General features: G+C 51.7%; 18 protein-coding genes. All 18 read left to right on the forward strand.

What is annotated here, in order from left to right; genetic code table 11:
- The coding region (locus tag ACTQZS_RS11680; RefSeq protein WP_441475960.1) for a Spy0128 family protein at window positions 1-3744 on the forward strand (3744 nt) is incomplete at its 5' end.
- A gap of 288 nt (window positions 3745-4032) precedes the next feature.
- On the forward strand, window positions 4033-4701 hold the full coding sequence (locus tag ACTQZS_RS11685; RefSeq protein ID WP_441475961.1) for a diguanylate cyclase domain-containing protein: 669 nt from the start codon (window positions 4033-4035) through the stop codon (window positions 4699-4701).
- On the forward strand, window positions 4698-5813 hold the full coding sequence (locus ACTQZS_RS11690; protein WP_441475962.1) for a hypothetical protein: 1116 nt from the start codon (window positions 4698-4700) through the stop codon (window positions 5811-5813). Before ACTQZS_RS11685 ends, ACTQZS_RS11690 begins: the two co-directional genes overlap by 4 nt.
- 173 nt (window positions 5814-5986) lie before the next feature.
- Complete coding sequence (lepB, locus tag ACTQZS_RS11695; RefSeq protein ID WP_441475963.1) at window positions 5987-6493, forward strand: signal peptidase I; 507 nt, start codon at window positions 5987-5989, stop codon at window positions 6491-6493.
- Between the two features lie 134 nt (window positions 6494-6627).
- Window positions 6628-7635: a transglutaminase-like domain-containing protein gene (locus ACTQZS_RS11700; protein WP_441475964.1), complete on the forward strand. Its 1008-nt coding sequence runs from the start codon at window positions 6628-6630 to the stop codon at window positions 7633-7635.
- A gap of 39 nt (window positions 7636-7674) precedes the next feature.
- On the forward strand, window positions 7675-8925 hold the full coding sequence (locus ACTQZS_RS11705) for a type II secretion system F family protein (RefSeq protein WP_441475965.1): 1251 nt from the start codon (window positions 7675-7677) through the stop codon (window positions 8923-8925).
- Window positions 8926-9061: 136 nt separating this feature from the next.
- Window positions 9062-9403: a hypothetical protein gene (locus tag ACTQZS_RS11710; protein ID WP_441475966.1), complete on the forward strand. Its 342-nt coding sequence runs from the start codon at window positions 9062-9064 to the stop codon at window positions 9401-9403.
- 150 nt (window positions 9404-9553) lie between these two features.
- Window positions 9554-10138, forward strand: coding sequence for a DUF4860 domain-containing protein (locus ACTQZS_RS11715; protein ID WP_441475967.1), 585 nt, complete (start codon window positions 9554-9556; stop codon window positions 10136-10138).
- A complete protein-coding gene (locus ACTQZS_RS11720) occupies window positions 10135-10644 on the forward strand; it encodes a hypothetical protein (protein WP_441475968.1) in 510 nt (169 codons plus the stop codon). Before ACTQZS_RS11715 ends, ACTQZS_RS11720 begins: the two co-directional genes overlap by 4 nt.
- Entirely contained in the window at window positions 10641-11222 is a 582-nt protein-coding gene (locus tag ACTQZS_RS11725) for a hypothetical protein (RefSeq protein ID WP_441475969.1), read from the forward strand. Before ACTQZS_RS11720 ends, ACTQZS_RS11725 begins: the two co-directional genes overlap by 4 nt.
- A 187-nt stretch (window positions 11223-11409) precedes the next feature.
- On the forward strand, window positions 11410-12471 hold the full coding sequence (locus ACTQZS_RS11730; RefSeq protein WP_441476006.1) for a type IV pilus twitching motility protein PilT: 1062 nt from the start codon (window positions 11410-11412) through the stop codon (window positions 12469-12471).
- 132 nt (window positions 12472-12603) lie between these two features.
- A complete protein-coding gene (locus tag ACTQZS_RS11735; RefSeq protein ID WP_441475970.1) occupies window positions 12604-13755 on the forward strand; it encodes a CobW family GTP-binding protein in 1152 nt (383 codons plus the stop codon).
- Window positions 13756-14052: 297 nt separating this feature from the next.
- Window positions 14053-15009 carry a TIGR03943 family putative permease subunit gene (locus ACTQZS_RS11740; RefSeq protein ID WP_441100437.1) on the forward strand — a complete coding sequence of 319 codons (957 nt, stop codon included), beginning with the start codon at window positions 14053-14055 and terminating at the stop codon, window positions 15007-15009.
- Between the two features lie 323 nt (window positions 15010-15332).
- Window positions 15333-15920, forward strand: coding sequence for an aminoacyl-tRNA hydrolase (gene pth / locus ACTQZS_RS11745; protein WP_441475971.1), 588 nt, complete (start codon window positions 15333-15335; stop codon window positions 15918-15920).
- Window positions 15921-16151: 231 nt separating this feature from the next.
- Window positions 16152-19613 (forward strand): transcription-repair coupling factor, encoded by a 3462-nt coding sequence (gene mfd / locus ACTQZS_RS11750; RefSeq protein ID WP_441476007.1) that lies wholly within the window; start codon window positions 16152-16154, stop codon window positions 19611-19613.
- Window positions 19603-19854, forward strand: a complete 252-nt coding sequence (locus ACTQZS_RS11755; protein WP_441475972.1) for a hypothetical protein — start codon at window positions 19603-19605, stop codon at window positions 19852-19854. The genes mfd and ACTQZS_RS11755 overlap by 11 nt, the downstream gene beginning before the upstream one ends.
- Window positions 19855-19994: 140 nt before the next feature.
- The gene (locus tag ACTQZS_RS11760) at window positions 19995-21194 is read left to right on the forward strand and encodes a hypothetical protein (protein WP_441475973.1); all 1200 of its coding nucleotides are present in this window, start codon (window positions 19995-19997) and stop codon (window positions 21192-21194) included.
- A 126-nt stretch (window positions 21195-21320) separates the two neighbouring features.
- Window positions 21321-22163 (forward strand): prolipoprotein diacylglyceryl transferase, encoded by an 843-nt coding sequence (gene lgt, locus ACTQZS_RS11765; RefSeq protein WP_441475974.1) that lies wholly within the window; start codon window positions 21321-21323, stop codon window positions 22161-22163.
- Window positions 22164-22518: the final 355 nt, after the last annotated feature.

Raw genomic sequence — 22518 nt, forward strand, 5'->3', positions numbered from 1 at the left:
CTGGCGGATCTTGATGGGAATAAGAGCCGTGACTTCCATTACACGATTACCGAGGGCGGTAAAGTTACAGGCGTAACGAATGATGAAGATAAGGTGCTGAACGTAACCGTTGCGGTAACGAATGATGGCGGAGACAAGCTGTCGGTTGTTGCAACATATGATGACAATGATCACACATTCACCAACACGTATAATGCTGATGGTGAGACAGAGATCACTGGAACGAAGTACATTGAGGGAAGAGATTTCCAGTCCGGAGACAGCTTTACCTTTACGGTAACGGCGGATGACAGAAACCCTGACGCACCGCTTCCGGAGCATAGTACGGTTACGATTAACCCGACGAGTGGCACATCGGCAACACTGGACTTTGGAAAGATCAAGTACACGCTGGCAGACCTCGGCGACCAGGGCAATAGGTCAAAGACGTTCTACTATAATGTAGCCGAGACCGGAAAAGGTACAGGACTGACCTTTGCAGGCAGTAAGACATTCAGTGTCACGGTAACAGAGACCGGCACAGAAAAGCTGAGCGTAAGCAATGACCTTGATAAGAACCCGCTCAGTTTCAAGAATACCTATAACGCAAACGGCAAGATCCAGCTCGATGTCATAAAGAAACTGGAGAACCGCGAGTTCCAGAAAGGCGACAACTGGACGTTTACACTGGCAGGAAAGGATACGGACTATACGGATCCGATGCCGGAAGGAAAAGGTAACGTCATCACTGCGGATGCAACAAGCGGAAGCAGCAAGACATATCAGTTCGGAACGATCAATTATAAGCTGGCGGATCTTGATGGGAATAAGAGCCGTGACTTCCATTACACGATTACCGAGGGCGGTAAAGTTACAGGCGTAACGAATGATGAAGATAAGGTGCTGAACGTAACCGTTACGGTAACGAAGAATGGTGGAGAGAATCTGTCGGTAGTTGCAACGTATGACAATAATGATCATACGTTCACAAATACGTATAGCGCTTATGGTAAAGTGCAGTTCAAGGGAACAAAGAATATTACGAATAAACCGGAGAAGATGAGCCTAGCTGGTTACACATTCAATGTGGTAAATAATGACACAGGTGATATCGTTGGTTCAGCATCTAGTGACACAAACGGAAATATTGAATATCCCGAGATCAACTATACGCAGGATGATGCTGGCAAGAAATATACCTATACGGTGAGTGAGGTAAATGCAGGCCAGACGATCGGTGGCGTCAAATATGATAGCAAGAGCTATACGGTGACGGTAAAGATCAAGGATAAGGGCGATGGAACGCTGGAAGTGGAGGCAAGTAAAAATAGTAAGAAACTGAACTTCACCAACACCTACCAGGCGCAGGCTGCATCCGCAGTGATTTCTGGAACCAAGACTCTGAATGGAGTCCCGGCTTCTGTTGCAGGGCAGTTCCGATTTGACCTTTTCGATGCAAATGGAAACCGCATTGATACGGCTGCGAATGATGAGAAAGGCAACTTCATCTTTGGTAAGCTTCATTTTGAGAAAGCTGGTGATTACACTTACACAATCAAAGAACAGAATGCCGGAGAAATAATTGATGGAATTAAGTATCCGGATGAAGAAAGAACTGTTACTATCACGGTAAAAGACGATGGAAAAGGTAAGCTGGTAGCAAACAATGCGACAGTAACCGCTTTCGACAACAAACAGTTCGCGAAAGTTACAGTCAGAAAGGACTGGGACGATGCGGGCAATGAGAGTTACCGTCCGTCTACGGTAGTAATTGATCTGATTGATACGAATACCGGAGCTACTGTTCAGAAGCTGGAGCTTTCGGAAGTGAACAACTGGCAGGGAACGTTTGATCAGCTTGAAGCCGGAAAGAGCTACACCGTTCATGAGGAAGAGAACGATGAATTCTATAAGGCTTTGAACAACGATCAGGTTGTGACGGCTGATGTGAACGGCACACTGGTTGCTCTGACGAACAAGTTTATTCATAAGCCGGTTACCGTTTATGCGAATAAGGTTCTGAACGGCGGAACGCTGACAAATGGCGAATTTATGTTCGCACTCTACAGGAACAGTGATCCGGAGAAGGTTTACAGGACAGCTGTGAATAATGCGGCGGGCGAGATCTTCTTCACAGATGTGGAATTCGATGAAAAGGGCTACACGGTTCGCGAGATCCAGGGAAGCGATGCTTCTGTCGCATATGACAGCGATGCAATCGTATATGATGCCGAGGGTAATGTGACCAGCAGCTCTCATGCAGTCTTCACAAATACGGTAAGACCGATTGTTCTGAGAGTACAGAAGAGATCAAGAATAGCTCCTTATGATCCGCTGTTGGGCGCTACCTATGGCCTGTATGAGGTCGTTAAGGGAGACAATGATATCCTGATCGAATCTCAGGTATCAGATGAGAATGGTTATATGTACTTCGGTAAGATTCAGCCGAGCACAGATGGAAATACGCATATCTACTACTTCAAGGAGATTGCGGCACCGGAAGGCCATGAGGTTGATCCGTACATCGGACAGAAGTTCCAGGTAAGATATACCGGAAATGGTGAGATCGCTCTGTTCAGTGAAGATGGACAGACACCGGTTACCATCGGTGACATTACATCCCAGAATGCAGAGAATCTTCTTGTACAGCATACGTCTGCGAAGACAACGCTTGACACGACAGGAGCTCTGACATACTCCGATTCAAAGATCACCGCTACAGCACAGGCTGCTGACGGAGCATTTGAGGCAGGAACCACGATGAAGGTGGAGCCTCTGACCGGAAGTGAGCTGAAGGATGCACAGAATAAGGTAGAGATCGCCTGCGGGAAGATCGCAAGCAATGTCGTTTACTACAATGTTGAATTTGTGGATAAGAACGGAACAGTAGTAGAGCCGAAGTTCGGTGATGTTACCGTTACAATTCAGTACAAGGACAGCCTGGCGCTGCCGGAGGGCACGGATGCGAAGGCACTGAAGATCGTTCATCTGAAGGAAAAATCCGACGGAACGGAGGTTCAGGCGGTAGCAGGATCAATTGCTGCAAATTCGGATAAATTGCTTCAGGCAAGCTTCACATCGGACAGCTTCTCGAAATTCGGTATTGTGGAGCCGTCTGCGGACAACAGTTCACTGAACAGCAATTATCTGGTAACTGCGGCAGGTGTATCTGACCAGGTATCCAGACTGAACATTGCAAAGCTGGATACTTCCGGAAAGTACCTGAAGGGCGCGAGACTCCAGATCATTGAAAAGGCAACCGGAAGAGTAATGGCTGACTGGACAACGACGGATGGTCCGGAAACCTTCGCAAGATGGTTTGACGAAGCACAGACCAAGTCGATGAATGTAGACACGTACTACATCTTGCACGAGGTATCTGCGCCGGATGGCTATCAGCTTGCAGATGATATTCTGTTCCGGATCAACAAATATGACAGCAGCATCACGATCTACAAGCTTGATGAAAATGGTAATCTTGTGGCTGATCAGGAAGCAATCGATAAGTGGGTAAGCGATAATACTCTGGACATGATCGATGTGCCGGTAGAATATCAGACGAAGAAGACCAGGATGCAGAAGACCGTTAAGTATGAGAAGGTGATTCAGGGCAAGGACAAGGTGGTCTATGTAACGAATGCAAAGGCCGTAAAGACAGGAGATGTTTCGAATCTTGCAATGTACATTCTTCTGTTTGCCGCGGCAGGCGCAGTGCTGATTGTCCTGTTCTTCAGAAGACGTGACCAGAGGGCTCATAAGAGCTGATTAGCAATGAAAACAGATTTTCTGTGCTCCTGCCGGTCAGGTGGGGACACAGCCCCTGAGTCTGAATGGATGCAAGAGAGCAGGCGCAGGGGATCATAGAGAGACTGGCGTACACGCTTCACAAGGCGCGCGTACGCCAGTCTTCTTATGTGACGGTAATTCTTACTAACTTAATCAGGGCAATTCATGATAAAATGTAAGGCATGGATACTTCGCGGCGGAAGTTCCGCCAGAGTGGGATGCTTTTACCCAGCGGAAGATCCACCGGAATGGGAGGCTTTCATCTATATGAAGAAAATGAATCTCGTGAAGACCATTCAGCTGCTTGTCTTCGGTATTCTGGCGGCGGTGGTTATTATTGCGGTAGTGGCGGACAATGGCAGAAATGTGCGGGTAGTCAGTCTTCTGTTATGGCTGTCACTGGCGCTGTCTTTCTTTTTCATCTTTCTGGATTTCAGCTTTTATGCGAGAGAAGAAGAGGCGTATGCGAAGCTGCTTCGAAATCTCAGCTCAGATCAGATGACGAAGATCGGGAACCGGTACAGCATAGACAAGCTGATCGACAAATATGACAATCTGCCGCTCCCTTCGGACTTTGGATGTGTGGTGCTTACCTTGTCCAATATCCGGGAGATCAATGAGAAGTATGGCAGGCAGGAAGGAAACGCGTCCATTCGACGTTTTTCCCTGATTTTGAAAATGGCATCTGTCGGTCACTGCTTCGTGGGCAGAAACGGCGGCAATAAGTTCGTGGCGATGTTTGAAAATGGATCGGAGGAAATGATCAGCCATTTTCTGGAACGAATTCGTGACAAGGTAGACGCGAACAATGCGGACAGCAGCAATCCTCCGATGAAGTTTGAGTATGGCATCGCATTTCATGAGGGCGGAGAAGTCAGGGAGGTTACAGACCTGATTTCCCTTGCGGACAGGAGAGTGGGTGAGGAACCTAAGTGAGAAGGCATGACCCCGAATATATCAGAGAATTGATCGATGAGTGGCGGGAGGGCGACGCCAACGCATTCGCGGCAATTTACGCTGTGACATGCAGAAAGATTTATGAGCATGCATACCGGAGGCTGTCGGATATTTATCTGACACAGGATGCAGTGACAGAGACCTATCTGCGTGCCGGAGAAACGGAAAAGCCTGCGGACATTCCGATGCTCCGCTGGCTGCTGGAGATCACGGATGGTGTATGTGACAAGATCCTGCGGTATAATGGAGATGCGGCAGAGAAGAGAGAATCCGCGCCAGAGCAGAGGGAAGATGGAGAAGAGAAAAGAAAATCTGGTGTGGAGCAGACGGGAGACGCAGCAGAGATGAAAGAATCTGCTTCGGTACCGGCGGGAGGCGCAGATAAAAATCGAGGCGCAATGGCGGTACTGGATGATGATACAGCGGAACAGATGCTGTATAATATTCTGGATACACTTGGAATGGAGCAGAACACGGTGCCGCTTCAGAACCTGGATATTTATATGGGCTACCGGAAGCAGCGAAGTCGGCTGATGATTCTGGTCGTAGGGATCATGGCGGCGATAATCATTCTCCTGCCTTTGCTGCTGATTCGTCCGAATATGACAATGGAGAAAACATCGAATGCCGATGAGGCGGGAAGGCCGGTATATACCGTGCATGTCTCTTCGATTCTGGAGATCTATTCCGTGACAGCGGAGATTGGCGGGGACCAGATGCCGGTCTATCAGGAGGGCGCATCGGTCTATACCGTCCGGCCGACACGGAATGGCAGCATGAAGATTACGGTTACGGGGGAAAATCGTCGGCGTGTCAGCACGTCTGTGCTGGTCGACACGAAGGATACGAAGCCGCCGGAGCTGGTGAGACGCAAAACAGATGGCAGGGATGCGGTGACGCTGTTCCTGACGGACAAAAGCGGCATCGATTATGACAGAATAAGCGGAAGCGACGAGAAGGGGAGAACGATTGAGCCGGTGTCGTGGGAGGAAAGCACGGGAGCAGTTACTTTTGCGTACCCTTCAGAGAAAATTGAGGTTTCCATTCCGGATCGGACCGGAAATGTACTGCGGCTGATTTTAAATCCGTAGCTGTGGTGTGATTTAAAGTCCGCAGCGGTACTGCAGTGCGACAGATGAATGGTGAAGCTGCAAGGCTGAACCATGGGAATCCCATCCTGCTTTGGACGGGATGGGTAGTTTAAGATATATGGATATATGATGGAGAAGGAAAAGTCTTGAAGGATCATGCCAGAGTGAAAGACATGAAGAAGAATACAGAGGGAAGATATGGAACATGGAAGCGGAGACTTCAGATTCTGATTCAGTACCTGGTGCTTTTTGCGATTGGGATTGCTTTGTTGTTCCGGCTGGTGATCGGAGTCGCGAGAGTTTCCGGAAATTCTATGGACCCGACGTTTCATAATGGCCAGACCGTCTGGTACAACCGCCTGGAACACAGCTATCAGCCCGGGGATATCATCTGCTTCCGCCTTCCGGATGGAGAGTTGCTGATCAAGAGAGTGATTGCCGTGGGAGGGGACACCGTCGATCTTAAGAATGGCGAGGTTCTGGTAAATGGCAAGGCGCTGAACGAGTCAGCCTACGCGCATGGAAGCACAGAGACGGAAGAGGGCGAGGTGACTTACCCGTATCAGGTGCCAGAAGGCAGCTATTTCGTGATGGGGGACAACCGGGAGCATTCCGTGGATTCAAGATCTTTCAAGGCGATTGTCGGAGCTGCGATCAAGGGCAGGCTGTTCGGAGCGTAGAGTACAGTACAGTTTACAGGCCACGAGGAGCAGAAACCGGACTTGACTGCGGATATACCGGAGCTCTTGTGGTAGAGTACAGTTTATAAGCCCTGGGGCACAGGAAAAGAATCGGAAAGGAGGGAAAAGCGCATATGCTCATGCAGATGCACGAGAACAGATACGTTAAGCTGCCGGCAAGACGCAAGACTGCCTTCCGGCTTCTTTTTCTGCTATTTGCGCTGCTCCTTTCCGGGTGCGGAGGAAAGCCGGGAAGTCCGGGGAGCGGCAGCGCAGCGGAGGAATCGGCGGACGCTTCGTCCGGCGGATATTCCTGGCAGCCGCTGGCTTCCTCAGAAGATCTTCTGGTTACTCACGCGGATGGAACGAAGACCTTTCAGAATGAGGACGGGAGCATAGTACTGGATCTGTCTCATACAGATAACGGCTATCTGATGATCAAGGATACGAATGACAAAAGTATTCAGATTCAGATCACCAATCCGAACGGAGAGATGTACCCCTATCCGCTGAAGGAGGGCGGAGAGTTTGAAGCGCTGCCTCTGACCTGCGGGGACGGAGATTATTCCATAAAGGTGCTGGAGAATGTTTCCGGTGACCAGTATGCGGTCGGTCTGTCGCAGGATTTTACGGTTAAACTTCTGGATGAATTTCAGCCGTTTCTGTACCCCAGTCAGTACGTGGACTATTCCGCCTCGAGCGATGTCGTGAAGCTGGGAGAGAAGCTTGCGGGGGAGGCAAAGTCTGATCTGGAGTATGTGCAGAACGTCTATAATTATGTGATTTCCAATATTTTTTATGATGAGCAGCTGGCAGAGAGCACACCAATGAATTATATTCCGGAGCCGGACGAGACGCTGAGTTCCGGGAAGGGAATCTGCTTTGACTATGCGTCTCTGATGACGGCGCTTCTGAGGTGCGAGAAGGTGCCGACGAAGCTGGTGACGGGCTATTCCGGAAAAGCCTACCACGCCTGGGTCAGTGTCTATCTGGAGAAACGGGGCTGGGTGGATCACATTATTTTTTTTGACGGAAAAAAATGGACCCTGATGGATCCGACGCTGGGCGCCAATAATGACGAGAAAGAAGTCAAAAAATACGTGGGAGACGGATCTAATTACACGGAGAAATACGTGTACTGAGCGGTCCCGGGTAATCAGCCCGAAGGGAGAGTGATTGAGATGAACGGAGAAGAAGCAAAAAAGGAACAGGGCAGGGTGGACAGCCGCGTGGACGTCAGCGGGCAAGATATGGCGGAGAGCGGAGATGGCAGAAGGGCGGACCGCGATGTGGATAGTGGAGATGGCGGCAAGGTGAACCGCGGCGCGAAAAGCACAGATCGCAGAAAGGCGCACCGCAGTGTGTTCGGTCGGAAAAAGCCGGGCGGAGCACGGAGGATCCGGCATCTTTCGAATCTGGAAGCAGCCGCCTTTGCCGGCCAGATGGCGCTTGTCCTGAAATCCGGTCTTTCCGGAATTGAGGGGATCACTCTGATGTATGATAATGCGGAGGACCCGGAGGAGCGTGAGATTCTGAAGCAGATCCTGGATGAGTCTGATTTTCCCGGATCGCTGGCACCGGCGATGAAGAAGACCGGAGTCTTTCCGCCTTACATGGTCCGGCTGGTCCGGATCGGCGAGAGAACCGGAAATCTGGATACGGTGATGGCTGCTCTTGAGGAATATTATGAAAATGAGGAAGAGATGCGCAGAGAATCCTCGGACGCCATGCTCTACCCGCTGATTCTCACCTGTGTCATGCTTGCAATTATCGTCGCCCTTGTGGTGAGGGTGATACCGGTTTTTGAACAGGTGTACCGGGAGCTTGGCACAGAGCTGACCGGATTTCCGCTTGTGCTCAAGGAGATCGGAGATATGATCCGGACCTATTCCATTTCTGTTCTGTTGATTGTCGGATCGCTTGTTCTGGTGATTTTTGTGAGCAGGCTGACAGAGGAGGGCCGGACGTTCTGGCACAATTTCGGCAGGCATTTCAAGACTGCCCGGAAGGGATACGAAGAGATGGACGCCTATCGTTTTTCCCGGGTGATGTCGATGACACTTTCAAGCGGGCTGACTCCCGAGGAGGGGATGGATATGGCGATTGACCTGCTTTCAGAAAAGGACTACCGGGATAAAATCGCCGCGGTTCGCAGGGATATGGATGCGGGAATGTCCATGGCGCAGAGTCTGAAGGATCATGAGGTCTTTTCCGGGATGTACGCCAGAATGGCGATTCTGGGAGAAAAGTCCGGCTCTCTGGATCAGGTTCTCGGCGAGATTTCGGGATTCTACAGACAACAGACGCAGGAGCGGCTCAACCGTTTTATCTCATCGATCGAGCCGATTCTGATCATCATTCTTTCTGTGCTGACGGGCGGAATTCTGCTGAGTGTCATGCTCCCGCTGCTGGGTGTGATGACCTCCCTGTAATGACCTCTCTGTAAAACCGACGATGGCAAGTACCGAGTAGGCCAGTGTGTGTGATGACCTCCCTGTAAACCGCAGTGCTGCAAAGAATACGGGAACAGACGGACTTCATCAATATCAAATAGGAGGGGATTGATCGATGGCGCGTTTTGCAAGAAAGAGGCACAGCCGAAATCACGCCTATGTTCGGCTCGTCGCCGCGGTTCTGGTGATTGTGGCCTTCGGCATCGGGATTCATCTGATTTCCGTTGGTGACGTAAACCGTCAGGAGAAGAATCTGCGGCAGGCTCTCGAGAATGACATTACAGCCTGTTATTCGATGGAGGGTAGATATCCGGAGAGTTTGTCGTATCTGAAGCAGAATTACGGCCTTATCTACAATGAGAAGATGTTTTATGTGGACTATCAGGTGACAGGCTCCAACATCCGCCCGGTCGTTACCGTCATTCGGAGAGATGCTGCGAGTGAGGATCAGGAGTAAGGTATAGCAGTAAGGCGCAGTGAGGCGCAGGAGTAAGGCGCAGTGAGGCGCAGTAAGTCGCGGTAAGGGCGCAGGAGTGTGGGACAGCAGAATGAGATGTACGGCAGTTGAGAGCAACAGGATACTGCAGAATGTTCCGGAGGTGATGTCATGAACCGGTTTCGGGGAAACAGAAAATCAGAGGCTTCGTTAATCGGAGCCTTCGCTGCCGTATTGCTGGCGTTTTTTTTCGCCGGAAGCGCGATTCTGGTCCTTCTGTTCGGCGCGCGGGAATATGAATCGACGGTGAGAAAATCATCCGATGATTTTTCGTCACGGACATTACTGACCTATATCACAGAAAAGATTCATCATAACGACTCCGGAGGCAATGTCAGCATCCGGGAGACAGACGGTATCCCGGTCCTGGTGATTGAAGGTACGGACTCAGGAACCAGATATGAGACCCTCATTTATGAATACGATGACAGTGTGCGCGAACTGACCGTGACAGATGAGACCGGGTGGCAGCTGGATGCGGGAGAGCCGATTCTGGAAGTTAAGAGTTTCAAGCCGGAGGAACGAAAGCCGGGACTTCTGTATTTTGATTGCCTTGACAGCAAGGGAGAGCGGGCGGATACCTATGTATATGTACGCTCTGCCGCCTCCGGCGAGACGGAGGAAGAGGATCCAGAACCGGAAGCAGGAGCTCAGAAACCGGTGTCAGAATCAGAAGGTGAGGGGATTGCTTCATGAAAAAACGGGAATCGTTTTTGTTCCTGATCGAACTGATGATTTCAATTTTGATATTCTTTGTGGTCGCCGCGATCTGTCTGTTGATTTTTTCCAAAGCCCATCGGATGAACCGTTCTTCGCAGGAGCTGAATCTTGCCTCCCGGGCGGAGGCGAATCTGGCGGAACTGATCAGCAGTGCAGGGAGCATGGAAGAAGCAGAGAAACTGATCCGTGAGGCTTTTCCCGAGGCGGAGTTTTCCGATCAGACAGAGGAAGAACAGGCAGGGAAAGATCAGGCAGAGGAACCTAGCGTATCCCTTGTCATTCCGTATGATTCTCAGCTGAAGCAGACGGAGAAAAGAGCGTCTTATCAGCTGACAGCCGATATCCATACGGAAAACGGCATGGTTCATGCGGACATGCATTTTTACCCGGTTGATCGGAAAGGGCAGAATACAGGAGATTCCGTGTATGATCTTGCGATCAGGAGTGTTATCCCAGATACCTGGGAAGGGGAGACGTCATGAATGTTCCTTATTTCAGAAAAAAACGAACGGAGGAGGGCATAACATTTCCCTTTCCTCTGGGCATGTCGCTCCTGTTTGTCTGTTTTCTCGCGCTGTGTATCTTTTCCTTTGCGGTGCTTTCCCTGCTTACGGCGAGAAATGAGTATAAGATCAGCCAGAAGACCGCAGAGCATCAGTCTGCGTATTATGCCGCATCCAACAAGGCAGAGGATCGGATCGCGGAGCTGAACGAAGAATGGAAGGACGCGGAAGAAAGCGGGAAGAAGATGCCTGAGAAGGTGGCCTTCCAGATTGAGGTTGACAGCGAAAGCGTTCTTTCGGTTGTTGTGGAGGCTGAAAGCGAAAATACGGGGGAAACCACGGAGAACGGAACCAAGGCTGACACAGAGACCGCGGCGGAGAACGGAGCGAAGGATAACATAGAGAACGGAGCGGGGGCTTCCTCGGAAAACGTAATGGAGAACAGGACGGGAGAAGGCGCAGAGAGCGGCTACCGGATCGTGGAATGGAAAGTGATTTCAACGGGTGAATGGGAGCCCGAGACAACGATTCCCGTGATGACACCGGGCGTATCTTAAATGGATGAGAGCAGCCGGGCATGATGAACTTATATCACAATTGCAAAGGCGACCGGCGACAATCGTGAACGGATGAAAGTGCAGGGTATGATGAACCGATAATTATCCGGATGGAAGAATGAACGGAGCATCAGCATACAGAATGCACTCGGACAAGACGGAGAAGTATCGGAGGACAAGCAGAGAGATGGACATCACAGAAATTTTAAAAAAGGGAGTAGAGATGCACGCATCGGATATCTTTATCGTTGCCGGAGCAACTCTTACGATACGAAAAGACGGTGAGATTCAGAGCGTTTCAGATACAAAACTGACGGCGGATGACACAAGGCAGCTGCTGATCGGGATCTATGAGCTGGCGGAAAACCGTGACCGGACGCCGTTGAAAAAGGATGGAGACGATGATTTTTCTTTCCATATCTCGGGACTTTCCCGATTCCGGGTGAGCGCCTATAAGCAGAGAGGATCTTATTCGGCGGTTATCCGGATCGTGGCTTTTGAGCTGCCGGATCCTGCCAGACTTGGAATACCGGAAAGCGTGATCCGCACAGGAGCGGAGAGACGGGGGATGGTGCTGGTCACAGGCCCTGCGGGAAGCGGGAAGACAACGACGCTTGCCTGTATCATAGATGCCATCAACATGCAGAGAAACGCGCATATTATCACACTGGAGGATCCGATCGAATACCTTCACAGGCACAAGAACAGCATTGTGAGCCAGAGAGAGATCCGCTCGGATTCGAACAGCTATCTGACGGCGCTTCGGGCCTCGCTCCGGCAGAGCCCCGACGTTATTCTGCTCGGTGAGATGCGGGATTACGAGACGGTTTCCGTCGCGATGACCGCTGCCGAGACCGGACATCTTATTTTTTCCACGCTGCATACCATGGGGGCGGCCAATACGATCAACCGGATCATCGATGTCTTCCCCGCTAATCAGCAGAGGCAGATCGCGGTGCAGCTGTCCACCGTTCTGATGACCGTCATTTCCCAGCAGCTCGTTCCGTCCGTGGACGGCGGCAGAATTCCGGCCTTTGAGATCATGACGGTCAATCCCGCGATCCGGAATATGATCCGGGACAACAAAATCTATCAGATCAACGGCGTCATCTACGGTTCCGCGACAGAGGAGATGGTCTCCATGGACAACAGCCTTTTTTCCCTGTATGAGGCCGGAAAAATAACCAGGCAGACCGCGCTTGACTGTGCGACAAATCCGGAAATGCTCGAGCGAAGGCTGAAGGAGTGATGACCGGCGAAATCAATTGTAATTTGACATTTCTGCGGATTGCAGTATAATGATAAGGCTACGCAATAGAATAGTGCACAACCTAATTAGCCGCTGACAGCGGCGATTCACAGAACAGGAGAGTGATTTCATATGGCAAAGATAGATATTATTTCAGGTTTTTTGGGCGCAGGCAAGACTACGCTGATCAAGAAGCTCCTTGCGGATGCCCTGAAGGGACAGCAGGTGGTTCTGATTGAGAACGAGTTCGGTGAAATTGGAATCGACGGCGGCTTCCTGAAGGACGCGGGCATTGAGATCAAGGAGATGAATTCCGGATGCATCTGCTGCTCCCTGGTCGGCGATTTCGGCGTTGCGCTGAAGGAGGTTGTTGACAAGTATCATCCGGACCGCGTGATCATCGAGCCCTCCGGTGTCGGTAAGCTTTCGGATGTCATCCGTGCAGTCGAGAAGAATGCCGGAGCCGCGGATCTTGAACTGAACAGCGCGACGACGGTTGTCGATGTCACAAAGGCAAAGATGTATCTGAAGAACTTCGGCGAGTTTTTCAAGAATCAGGTCGAGGCTGCCGGCACGATCATCCTGAGTCGTATGGATACACCGAAGGCGACAGACGCGAAGGTTGAGGAAGCGCTGGCGCTGATCCGTGAGCTGAATCCGAAGGCAACGGTCATCACCACACCGGTAGAGCAGCTCAGCGGCAAAAAGGTTCTGGATACCATGGAGGGTGTGAAGATTGATCTCTCACTCGTTGAGGATGATGACGAGGACGAAGAGGAGCACGAGCATCATCATCACGATCACGACGGGGATGAGCATGACCACTGCGGGCACCATCATGGCGATCACGACGAGGATGAGCATGACCACTGCGGGCACCATCATGGCGATCACGACGAGGATGAGCATGACCACTGTGATCACCACCATGATCATGATGAGGAGGGTCATGAGCACCATCATGATCACTGCGGATGCGGCCATCACCACCATCATCATCACGATGCTGATGAGGTCTTCACCAGCTGGGGGCAGGAGACGATCCGGAAGTACACCAGCGATGAGATCAGCAGTATTCTTAAGGCTCTTTCCGCGGACAATACCTATGGAACAATTCTGCGTGCAAAGGGCATGGTAGAGGGAACCGACGGAAAGTGGATTTATTTTGACATGGTTCCGGAAGAAGCAGACGTCCGCGAGGGCGCACCGGAGTATACCGGCCGGCTGTGCGTGATCGGATCCGATCTGAAGGAAGACAAGCTGAAGGAGCTCTTCAAGCTCTGATCCGTGTCCAAAGTATGCGAAGCGGCGCATGGACGTGGTTGAATGCCGAAACAAACTCAGTTTTTCCTTATCGGGCAGGCAATATTGGGTTGTACCCTTATCGGGCAGGCAATATTGGGTTGTACCCGGATTGGGCACAGGCAATATAGGATCGCACGCGGATCAGGGAGGCAATTTAGGATTGCACCCGGATCAGACAGACAAAATGGGATTGCACCCGGATCAGGCAGCCGATATGGAGATACGAAAACAGATGGAGATTTGTGATACATACATATAGTATAGAAAGTTAAAACTATGGATGAGAATGAAATCGAAGTCCCGATTTATCTGATCACGGGATTTCTGGAAAGTGGAAAGACATCTTTCCTGAATTTTACGATTGCCCAGGATTATTTCCAGATCGACGGGCCGACCCTTCTGATCAATACAGAGGAAGGGGAAGAGGAATACGATGAAAAGGAACTGCTGAAGTACAATACAGTGATTGAGACGATCGATGAACAAGAACAGTTCAGCTATGAGAACCTTCGGGCGTTTCAGAGAAAATACAGCCCGGAACGTGTGATTATCGAATTCAACCCGCTGTGGAGCGTGGACAAGCTCTGGCAGATGCGGCTTCCCAGGGGATGGGGCATTGTGCAGCAGATCGTGACAGTGGATGCGTCTACCTTCCAGGTCTACCAGACCAACATGAAGTCTCTGTTCGCGGAGATGAGCCGGCAGGCGGATATGGTGCTGTTTAATCGCTGCAAGAGAGATATGCCGCTCTCCAATTTCCGCCGGAGCTTTAAGGTAGTGAATCCGGGCTGTGATGTGCAGTTCCTGGATGTGGACGGACAGCCGGTGGATATCTTTGAGGATTCGGTTCCCTATGATCTGGATCAGGATATTATCGATATTGATGATGTGGACTACGGAATCTTCTTCGTGGATCTTCAGGATAATCCGGATCGCTACAAGGGGAAAAAAGTACGCTTCAAGGGCATGGTGCTGAAGAGCCGGGAGGCCGGAGCGGACTTCTTCATGCCGGCGCGCACGGCGATGACGTGCTGCGCGGCGGATATGCAGTACATCGGCTATCTGTGTCACAGTAAGAACGCCGCGAAGCTGACCGAGGGAAGCTGGGTGCAGCTGACGGCGAGGGTCGATTATAAGTTCGTACCGATGGCGCAGGAAGAGGAGCCGGTATTCCAGGCGATCACGATCAAGGCTGCGGAGCCGCCGGCAGTCGAGACGGTGTATTTCAACTAAAGGCCGCGGAAACATTGGCAGCATGGGAAGAGTACAGACATGAGCCTTCAGCTGTCTGTGTGATCCGACGAAAAAGAACAGCTTACAGACATGAACCGGGGACCCGCTTCTGGCGGGCTGCCGGCTGTGTCTGTATTGTGAAGAAACAGGGAGAAAATCGTGTATCTGACAGCAGGGCTGGGAAATCCGGGGAGAAAATTATGTATCTGACAGCAGGACTGGGAAATCCGGGGAGAAAATTATGTATCTGACAGCAGGACTGGGAAATTCGGGGAGAAAATCATGTATCTGACAGCAGGGCTGGGAAATTCGGGGAGAAAATTATGTATCTGATAGCAGGACTGGGAAATCCGGGAAGAAAATATGACGGTACGAAGCACAACATGGGTTTTGACGTCATCACCGAGCTGGCGGACCGTTATAATGTGCCGTCCTCAGGGCTTTCGATGAAGGCTATGTACGGCAAGGCCGTGATTGGCGGAGAAAAGGCAATCCTGATCAAGCCTCTTACCTATATGAATCTGTCCGGTGAGGCCATACAGGAGTATGTGCATTACTACAAAATTGATCCGGAGACACAGCTGATCGTCATATATGATGACATCGACCTGGAGCCCGGTCAGCTGCGAATCCGGAAGAAGGGGAGCGCCGGGGGCCATAATGGGATGAAGAATATTATTCAGTGTCTCGGAACCGACCGGTTCGCGCGAATCCGTGTGGGGATCGGTGCAAAGCCGGAGCACTGGGATCTGGCGGATTACGTTCTGGCTCCTTTTCCCGGATCGGTGAGAGAGACGGTTGATGCGTCGATCCGGGATGCCGCGGATGCGGTCGAGATGATTCTGCAGGGCGATATTGACAAGGCAATGGGGAAATACAATCAGAACCGCAAAAAGGCGGAGGGGATTTAACGTGTATAACGGCTGAGACATGTATCGTACAGCCCGGGCGGATGTATCGCTGCCGGGAACAGAAAGTTACAGCTGTCATTGCGATTCATAGAATCGCAGCGCCTGCAGTATCGCTGTCTGATGGGGCTGAAGGATACAGCCGTCATTGCGATCCATAGGATCGCAGCGCTTGAAGTATTGCCGCCGGGTGACAGAACGAACGAATGGACAAAAGAGAAAGAGAAGAACAGTATGATTGAGGCATTGAAACAGCCGCTGGAGATGATGGCCGGTTTCGAGGATCTGAAGAAGAAGATCGGATCCGACGGCAAAGCAATTGAGATTTCCGGCTGTCTGGATTCTCAGAAGGCGCATATTGCTGCGGGGCTCGCCGAGGGAAGGCCGGCTGCTCTGCTGATTGCGGAGAATGAGCTGAAGGCAAGGGCGCTGTACGAGGATTTCAGACTCTTCAATCCGGATGTCATGTATTTTCCGAGAAGAGACCTGATTTTCTACCAGGCGGATGTATCGGGAAACCTGCTGACAAAACAGAGGATGCAGGTGATAAAAGCGCTGATTGAGCAGAAGAATGTCATGGTGATTACCTCGACAGGGGGATGCATGGACTATCTTCTGCCTCTTGACGTGCTCCGAAAAGCTGCCGTGACGATCCGGAGCGACAGTGAGATTGACATTCAGGAGCTGAGCCGCAGTCTTACGGAGATGGGATATGAGAGAGTCGGCCAGACGGAGGCGTCGGGGCAGTTCGCTGTCCGTGGAGATATCATTGATGTCTTTCCGCTGACGGAAGAGGATCCGTGGCGGATTGAGCTGTGGGACAATCAGGTGGATTCGATCCGCAGCTTTGACGCGGAGACACAGAGATCCATCGACAGCAACCTGGAGGAGATCACGATTTATCCGGCCATTGAGGAAATCGGACGGGACGATGATGCGCTTCGCGAGGAAAGCGGCGGAGCCGGTCAGCGGGCGGAGAAGGCGAGAGCATTTTACCGGAGACTGACGGATACCTTCATCGACTACTTCCCCGAGGGAAGCGTTTTTTTCCTGGATGAGCCAGCGAGACTGTTTGAGAACGCCGGGGCGATTGCCGGTGAGTATCAGGAGGCGATGAAGCACCGGATCGAGGAGGGGCGGATAACCAGTCTTGAGGCGAACCGCATGCTGACGGAAGAGCAGCTGGGCTATAATCTCAGCCGGAAGAGCTGTGTGGTTCTGTCGTTGATGGAACAGCATCACCTCCCTCTGGAGATCGGGGAGCGGGTTTCAGTGACCGTGCGGTCGGTCAGCTCCTACAACAACCAGTTTCCGATGCTGGTCAATGATCTGAAGAATTACCGGAAAAATCATTATCGGGCGGTGCTGCTGTCCGCTTCGAGGACGAGAGGAAAAAGACTTGCGGAGAATCTCGTAGAAGAAGGGCTTCCGGCTTTTTTCAGTGAGGATGCGGACCGTGAGATCTCCGCGGATGAGATCATGGTCACCAGGGGAAATATCGGCAGGGGATTTGAATATCCGCTGCAGAAGTTTGTGCTCATCACGGAGTCGGATATCTTTGGAGCGGAAAAACGCAGGAAGCGGAGAAAAAAAGCCGACAGCAGCGGCGCCGGGAAGATCCGGAGCTTTGCGGATCTCACCGTCGGAGATTATGTGGTGCACGAGAACCATGGTCTGGGCATCTACCGGGGAATCGAGAAGGTGGTTGTCGACCGTGTCGCGAAGGATTATATCAAGATCGAATACGCGGGCGGAAGCAATCTCTACGTGCTCGCCACGCAGCTGGACTCCCTGCAGAAGTATTCCGGGGGAGAAGCCGGAAGCGGAAGAAAAGCCAAAATCAATACGCTCGGAGGCAGGGAATGGTCAAAGACCAGGAGCAGGGTCCGGGGCGCGGTAAAAAATATCGCGAAGGAGCTGGTGGCTCTGTATGCCTCCCGTGAGAGAACGGAGGGGTATCAGTACGGACCGGACACGGAGTGGCAGAGAGAGTTTGAGGAGATGTTCCCGTTCGAAGAGACGGAGGATCAGCTTCAGGCAATCGAGGACACGAAGCGGGATATGGAGAGCAGCAAGGCCATGGACCGCCTGATCTGCGGCGACGTCGGCTACGGGAAGACCGAGATCGCGATCCGCGCCGCCTTCAAGGCTGTGCAGGAGAACAAGCAGGTCGTTCTCCTGTGTCCGACGACAATACTTGCGCAGCAGCATTTTAATACCTTTACCCAGCGGATGAAGGATTTTCCTGTCCGGATCGATATGCTGAGCCGTTTCCGGACAAATGCCCAGCAGAAGAAGACCATTGAGGCGGTTCGCAAGGGAATGGTGGACATTCTGATCGGAACCCATCGCGTGCTGTCGAAGGATATCACGTTCAAGGATCTCGGACTGCTGATCGTCGATGAGGAGCAGCGGTTCGGTGTGACCCATAAGGAAAAAATCAAGCAGATGAAGCGGAACGTGGATGTGCTTACCCTGACGGCGACGCCGATACCGAGGACGCTCCATATGAGCCTGATCGGCATCCGGGACATGAGTGTTCTGGAGGAGCCGCCGCTGGACCGCATGCCGATCCAGACCTACGTGATGGAATATGACGAGGAACTGGTGAGGGAGGCGATCAGCCGGGAACTTGCCAGAGACGGTCAAGTATTTTTTGTCTACAACCGCGTGAACGGGATCGCGGATATGGCGGCAAGGATTCAGGAACTGGTGCCGGATGCCTCTGTGGCCTATGCGCACGGGAAGATGAAGGAGAATGAGCTGGAAAAAATCATGTACCAGTTCATCAACGGCGATATTGACGTGCTGGTGTCCACGACGATCATTGAGACCGGAATGGATATCTCAAATGTCAACACACTGATCGTCTGCGACGCGGACCGGCTGGGACTTTCGCAGCTGTATCAGCTTCGCGGGAGGGTCGGAAGGTCGAATCGAAACGCCTATGCGTTTCTGATGTATCGCAGGAACAAGATGCTCAGGGAGGATGCGGAGAAGCGGCTTCACGCGATCCGTGAGTTCACGGAGCTCGGAAGCGGTGTGAAGATCGCCATGCGGGATCTGGAGATCCGCGGCGCCGGAAATCTTCTGGGAGCGGAGCAGTCCGGCCACATGGAGTCGGTCGGCTACGATCTGTACTGCAAAATGCTCAATGAGGCTGTCCGTGAGGCGAAGGGAGGAAAAGAAGAAGCGGACTTCGAGACGACGATAGATCTGTCCGTGGATGCCTTTATTCCGGAGAGTTACATCCCGGAGGAGGGACAGAAGCTGGATATCTATAAGAGAATCGCGGGCATTGAGACGCATGAGGAGGCGGATGAGATGATCAGCGAGCTTCTGGACCGTTACGGAGAACCGCCGGAGTCGGTCATGAATCTTGTCAGCGTGGCGCTCCTGAAGGCAGAGGCGCACAGGGCTTATATCTCCGAGATCAAGCAGACCAGAGATGAGGTCCGGATCACTCTTTACCCGCAGGCTGGGATCAATGCCGCGAAGATTCCGGGAATTCTGGAGCAAGAGCAGTTCCGGAACCGTCTCTTCTTCAAGGCGGGGGCAAAGCCTTACTTCTCTTATGTCCTGCGGAAGGCATCCGACAGACGTTTTGAGAGGATCCGGAAGGCGATGACTGCCTTTACAGAGGAACTGCAGAAAATCCGGCTCGATGCGGGGGACAGTGCGCAGAATGAGCATTAACGAATTCTGCAGAGAGGCTGCAGAAGGATTCAGCTCGATGCGGGAGAAGGTTCGCAGAATGAGCATTGATGAATTTTGCAGAGAAGCTGCAGAAGGATCCGGCTCGATGCGGGAAAAGGTTCGCAGAGTGAGTATTAACGAATTTTGCAGAGAAGCTGCAGAAGAATCCGCTTCGATGCAGGGCGGTTGTGAAATGTGGAATTTCAAGTTGCCCTGCTTCGGCATTGAGTATATAATTTAAACATTGGTGCCGTGGAAGATGGGCGCCGGAATAGTGTTACTTTTCACAGCAGGAATAAAAGGCAGGGGTTTTGAAATCATTGCCTTATCCGTTACGTGTGAAAGGTTCGATTAAGTATGGATGATTCGGAGGAATCGGTAATGAACAAGTTTAAGAAGGCATCTCTGTGCGGAGTTCTGGCGATGGCTATGATGGTCTCTGTATTTGCGGGATGCGGAAAAGTTGACGGCACAAAGACTGCCCTGGCAGTTGGAGACGAGAAGGTCAGCCTCGGTACGGCTGGTTTTTTCCTGAGATATCAGCAGGCATCCACGACCTATATGCTGAAGCAGTATGGACTGTCTTCCGGTACGTTCTGGAGCAACCAGTATTCAGCGGCAACCAGTTCACAGGATGCCATGACGTATGGAGATAACCTCAAGAACTCCGTCAAGGACACGATCGTTCAGGATGTTCTGCTGCGCGCGCACGCTTCGGATTACAGCGTAACCATTCCGGACGAGCTGGCGACACAGATCGAGGACGCGGCGAAGACGACCTATGAGAAGAACCAGAAGAAGCTGGACAAGATGGGAGTTTCTCAGGATAACATCAAGGAGGTTCTGGAGCTCCAGACTTATCAGCAGCTGATGTTTGAGCCGATGACGGCAGACACGGATACAAACGTCACGGATGATGAGGCGAAGCAGTCGAGTATTACGTATGCGCGTATTGCGCTGACCAAGACGGACAGCAGTACGGGTACGACGACAGATGCCACGGATGATGAGAAGGCCACCTACAAGAAGGAGCTGGAAGAGCTTCTGACGCAGGTAAAGGACAGCGGCGATGTCGCGAATGCCGATATGAAGACGATGGCAAGCAACCTGGACAGCACCAATATCGCGTGCACCACCTACTCCTACGGCGCGGATGACACGGTAATGCCGGATTCAGTCATTGACGCGGCGAACAGCCTTTCTGATGGAGAGATCTATGACGGAGTGATCGACACCGGGGATTACTACTACCTGGTGAGAATGGACAAGACCTTCGATAAGGATGCGACCGAGAGCAAGAAACAGGACATCGTATCGCAGAGAAAGCAGACCAATTATAACAAGAAGCTTCAGGAGTGGAAGGACGCCGTACAGGTCGTTGAGGAAAGCCCGTGGAAGAAGCTTGAGGTGAATGACACCGATGCTTATACCGAGCTGGTAGCTTCCTCATCTGTATCGTCATCTTCTGCTGTATCAGGAAGTTCTGTAACATCATCCTCAGCGGCAACCTCGGGCAGCAGCGCAGCAGCATCCTCTGCGGCAACCTCGGGCAGCTCTGCGGTATCTTCCTCCGGGCAATAAGTCACATCCGCTCACACAAAGTGTGAAACAGTGAGGTGAACGCCGCGGCAGACCGACGAGGCCGGTTATCAGTAGGTTTGCGGCATCGGGCAGCAGGCATATACGGAGAGAAAGGAACGGACAGAATTGTACAACGATTTATTCTCAATCGGACCGGTTACGGTACACACCTACGGTCTGATGATCGGGATCGGAATTATCTGCGCATATTTTCTCGCGGAACACAGAGCGAAGCAGAAGGGCATGACCGCCAGAGAGAGGGATAAAATCTTCGGACTGGTCATTGCCTGCGTGGTTTTTGGCTTCCTGTGTTCAAAGATTTTGTATATCATAACGATTATTCCGGAACTTGTGTCCGGAACACTGACCCTGAGTGACGCGATTTCAAACGGCTGGGTGATCTTCGGAGGACTGCTGGGAGGACTTCTCGGCGGCATCCTCTACTGCAAGTGGCAGAAGCTGAATGTCTGGCTGTATTTTGATGTAGCCTTCCCGGCAGTTGCCCTTGCACAGGGCTTCGGACGGATCGGATGCTTTTTCGCGGGGTGCTGCTATGGCGTGGAGACCAATGGCCCGCTGTATCTGGAATTCACGCATTCGGATTACGCACCGAATGGCGTGCACCTGGTGCCGACCGAGCTGATCATGAGCGCGGGCGACTTTCTGCTTTTCGCTTTTCTGGTTTTGTATGACAAGAAGTGGAAGAAGAAAGAGGGAGAGCTTGCCGGATGGTATCTGACACTCTACAGCATCGGACGTTTCATCGTGGAGTTCTGGAGAGGTGATCTGATCCGCGGACAGGTCGGGCCACTGTCAACCTCTCAGTTCATCGGACTGTTTACGGTTGCGGCGGGAATCATCATTCTGCTCTATCTTCGCAGACACGATCCCGGAGCAGCCTTCCGGGCGAAGGCAAATGCAGCGGATGCAGAGGAAGAAAAAGCAAGGAAAGCGGAAAAGAATAAATGAAATCGAAGATCAGGGATTTTGATCCCTGGTTAAAACACAGCCGGTTGAGAGCCGGCTGTGTTTTTTTACGCGAACAGTGAGCCGCAGCCGAATGCGAAGTATTCGTGTGCGGCGAGCGTCGCGATAGCGAGATAAAACTCGCGCAGCGTGTTTTATCTCGTTCAACGTTGCGTTGTTTGTTCAGTAGTATCCGGGAATCCAGGTAGGAATCATCACGGCAGTAAGTGTGGGATACGGCACAATTTTCTGGAGTATTAACCGCCTTATCGCAGGAGTAATGAAAGATCGCCTGCTGTAGGAGGCGGAAATCATTATTTGCCGTAATCTCAGAAAATTCACTCTCCACTCCCTAAAA

Origin of the sequence: Bilifractor sp. LCP19S3_H10 (assembly GCF_052119185.1) — a bacterium.
Taxonomy (GTDB): Bacteria; Bacillota; Clostridia; order Lachnospirales; family Lachnospiraceae; genus Bilifractor.

Excerpts from the sequence above, each read along its gene's own strand:
- ACTQZS_RS11685 (WP_441475961.1), top strand. The coding sequence starts at position 4,033 with ATGAAGAAAATGAATCTCGTGAAGACCATTCAGCTGCTTGTCTTCGGT.
- lepB (WP_441475963.1), top strand. The coding sequence starts at position 5,987 with ATGAAGAAGAATACAGAGGGAAGATATGGAACATGGAAGCGGAGACTT.
- ACTQZS_RS11700 (WP_441475964.1), top strand. The coding sequence starts at position 6,628 with ATGCTCATGCAGATGCACGAGAACAGATACGTTAAGCTGCCGGCAAGA.
- ACTQZS_RS11705 (WP_441475965.1), top strand. The coding sequence starts at position 7,675 with ATGAACGGAGAAGAAGCAAAAAAGGAACAGGGCAGGGTGGACAGCCGC.
- ACTQZS_RS11710 (WP_441475966.1), top strand. The coding sequence starts at position 9,062 with ATGGCGCGTTTTGCAAGAAAGAGGCACAGCCGAAATCACGCCTATGTT.
- ACTQZS_RS11715 (WP_441475967.1), top strand. The coding sequence starts at position 9,554 with ATGAACCGGTTTCGGGGAAACAGAAAATCAGAGGCTTCGTTAATCGGA.
- ACTQZS_RS11720 (WP_441475968.1), top strand. The coding sequence starts at position 10,135 with ATGAAAAAACGGGAATCGTTTTTGTTCCTGATCGAACTGATGATTTCA.
- ACTQZS_RS11725 (WP_441475969.1), top strand. The coding sequence starts at position 10,641 with ATGAATGTTCCTTATTTCAGAAAAAAACGAACGGAGGAGGGCATAACA.
- ACTQZS_RS11730 (WP_441476006.1), top strand. The coding sequence starts at position 11,410 with ATGGACATCACAGAAATTTTAAAAAAGGGAGTAGAGATGCACGCATCG.
- ACTQZS_RS11735 (WP_441475970.1), top strand. The coding sequence starts at position 12,604 with ATGGCAAAGATAGATATTATTTCAGGTTTTTTGGGCGCAGGCAAGACT.
- ACTQZS_RS11740 (WP_441100437.1), top strand. The coding sequence starts at position 14,053 with ATGGATGAGAATGAAATCGAAGTCCCGATTTATCTGATCACGGGATTT.
- pth (WP_441475971.1), top strand. The coding sequence starts at position 15,333 with ATGTATCTGATAGCAGGACTGGGAAATCCGGGAAGAAAATATGACGGT.
- mfd (WP_441476007.1), top strand. The coding sequence starts at position 16,152 with ATGATTGAGGCATTGAAACAGCCGCTGGAGATGATGGCCGGTTTCGAG.
- ACTQZS_RS11755 (WP_441475972.1), top strand. The coding sequence starts at position 19,603 with ATGAGCATTAACGAATTCTGCAGAGAGGCTGCAGAAGGATTCAGCTCG.
- ACTQZS_RS11760 (WP_441475973.1), top strand. The coding sequence starts at position 19,995 with ATGAACAAGTTTAAGAAGGCATCTCTGTGCGGAGTTCTGGCGATGGCT.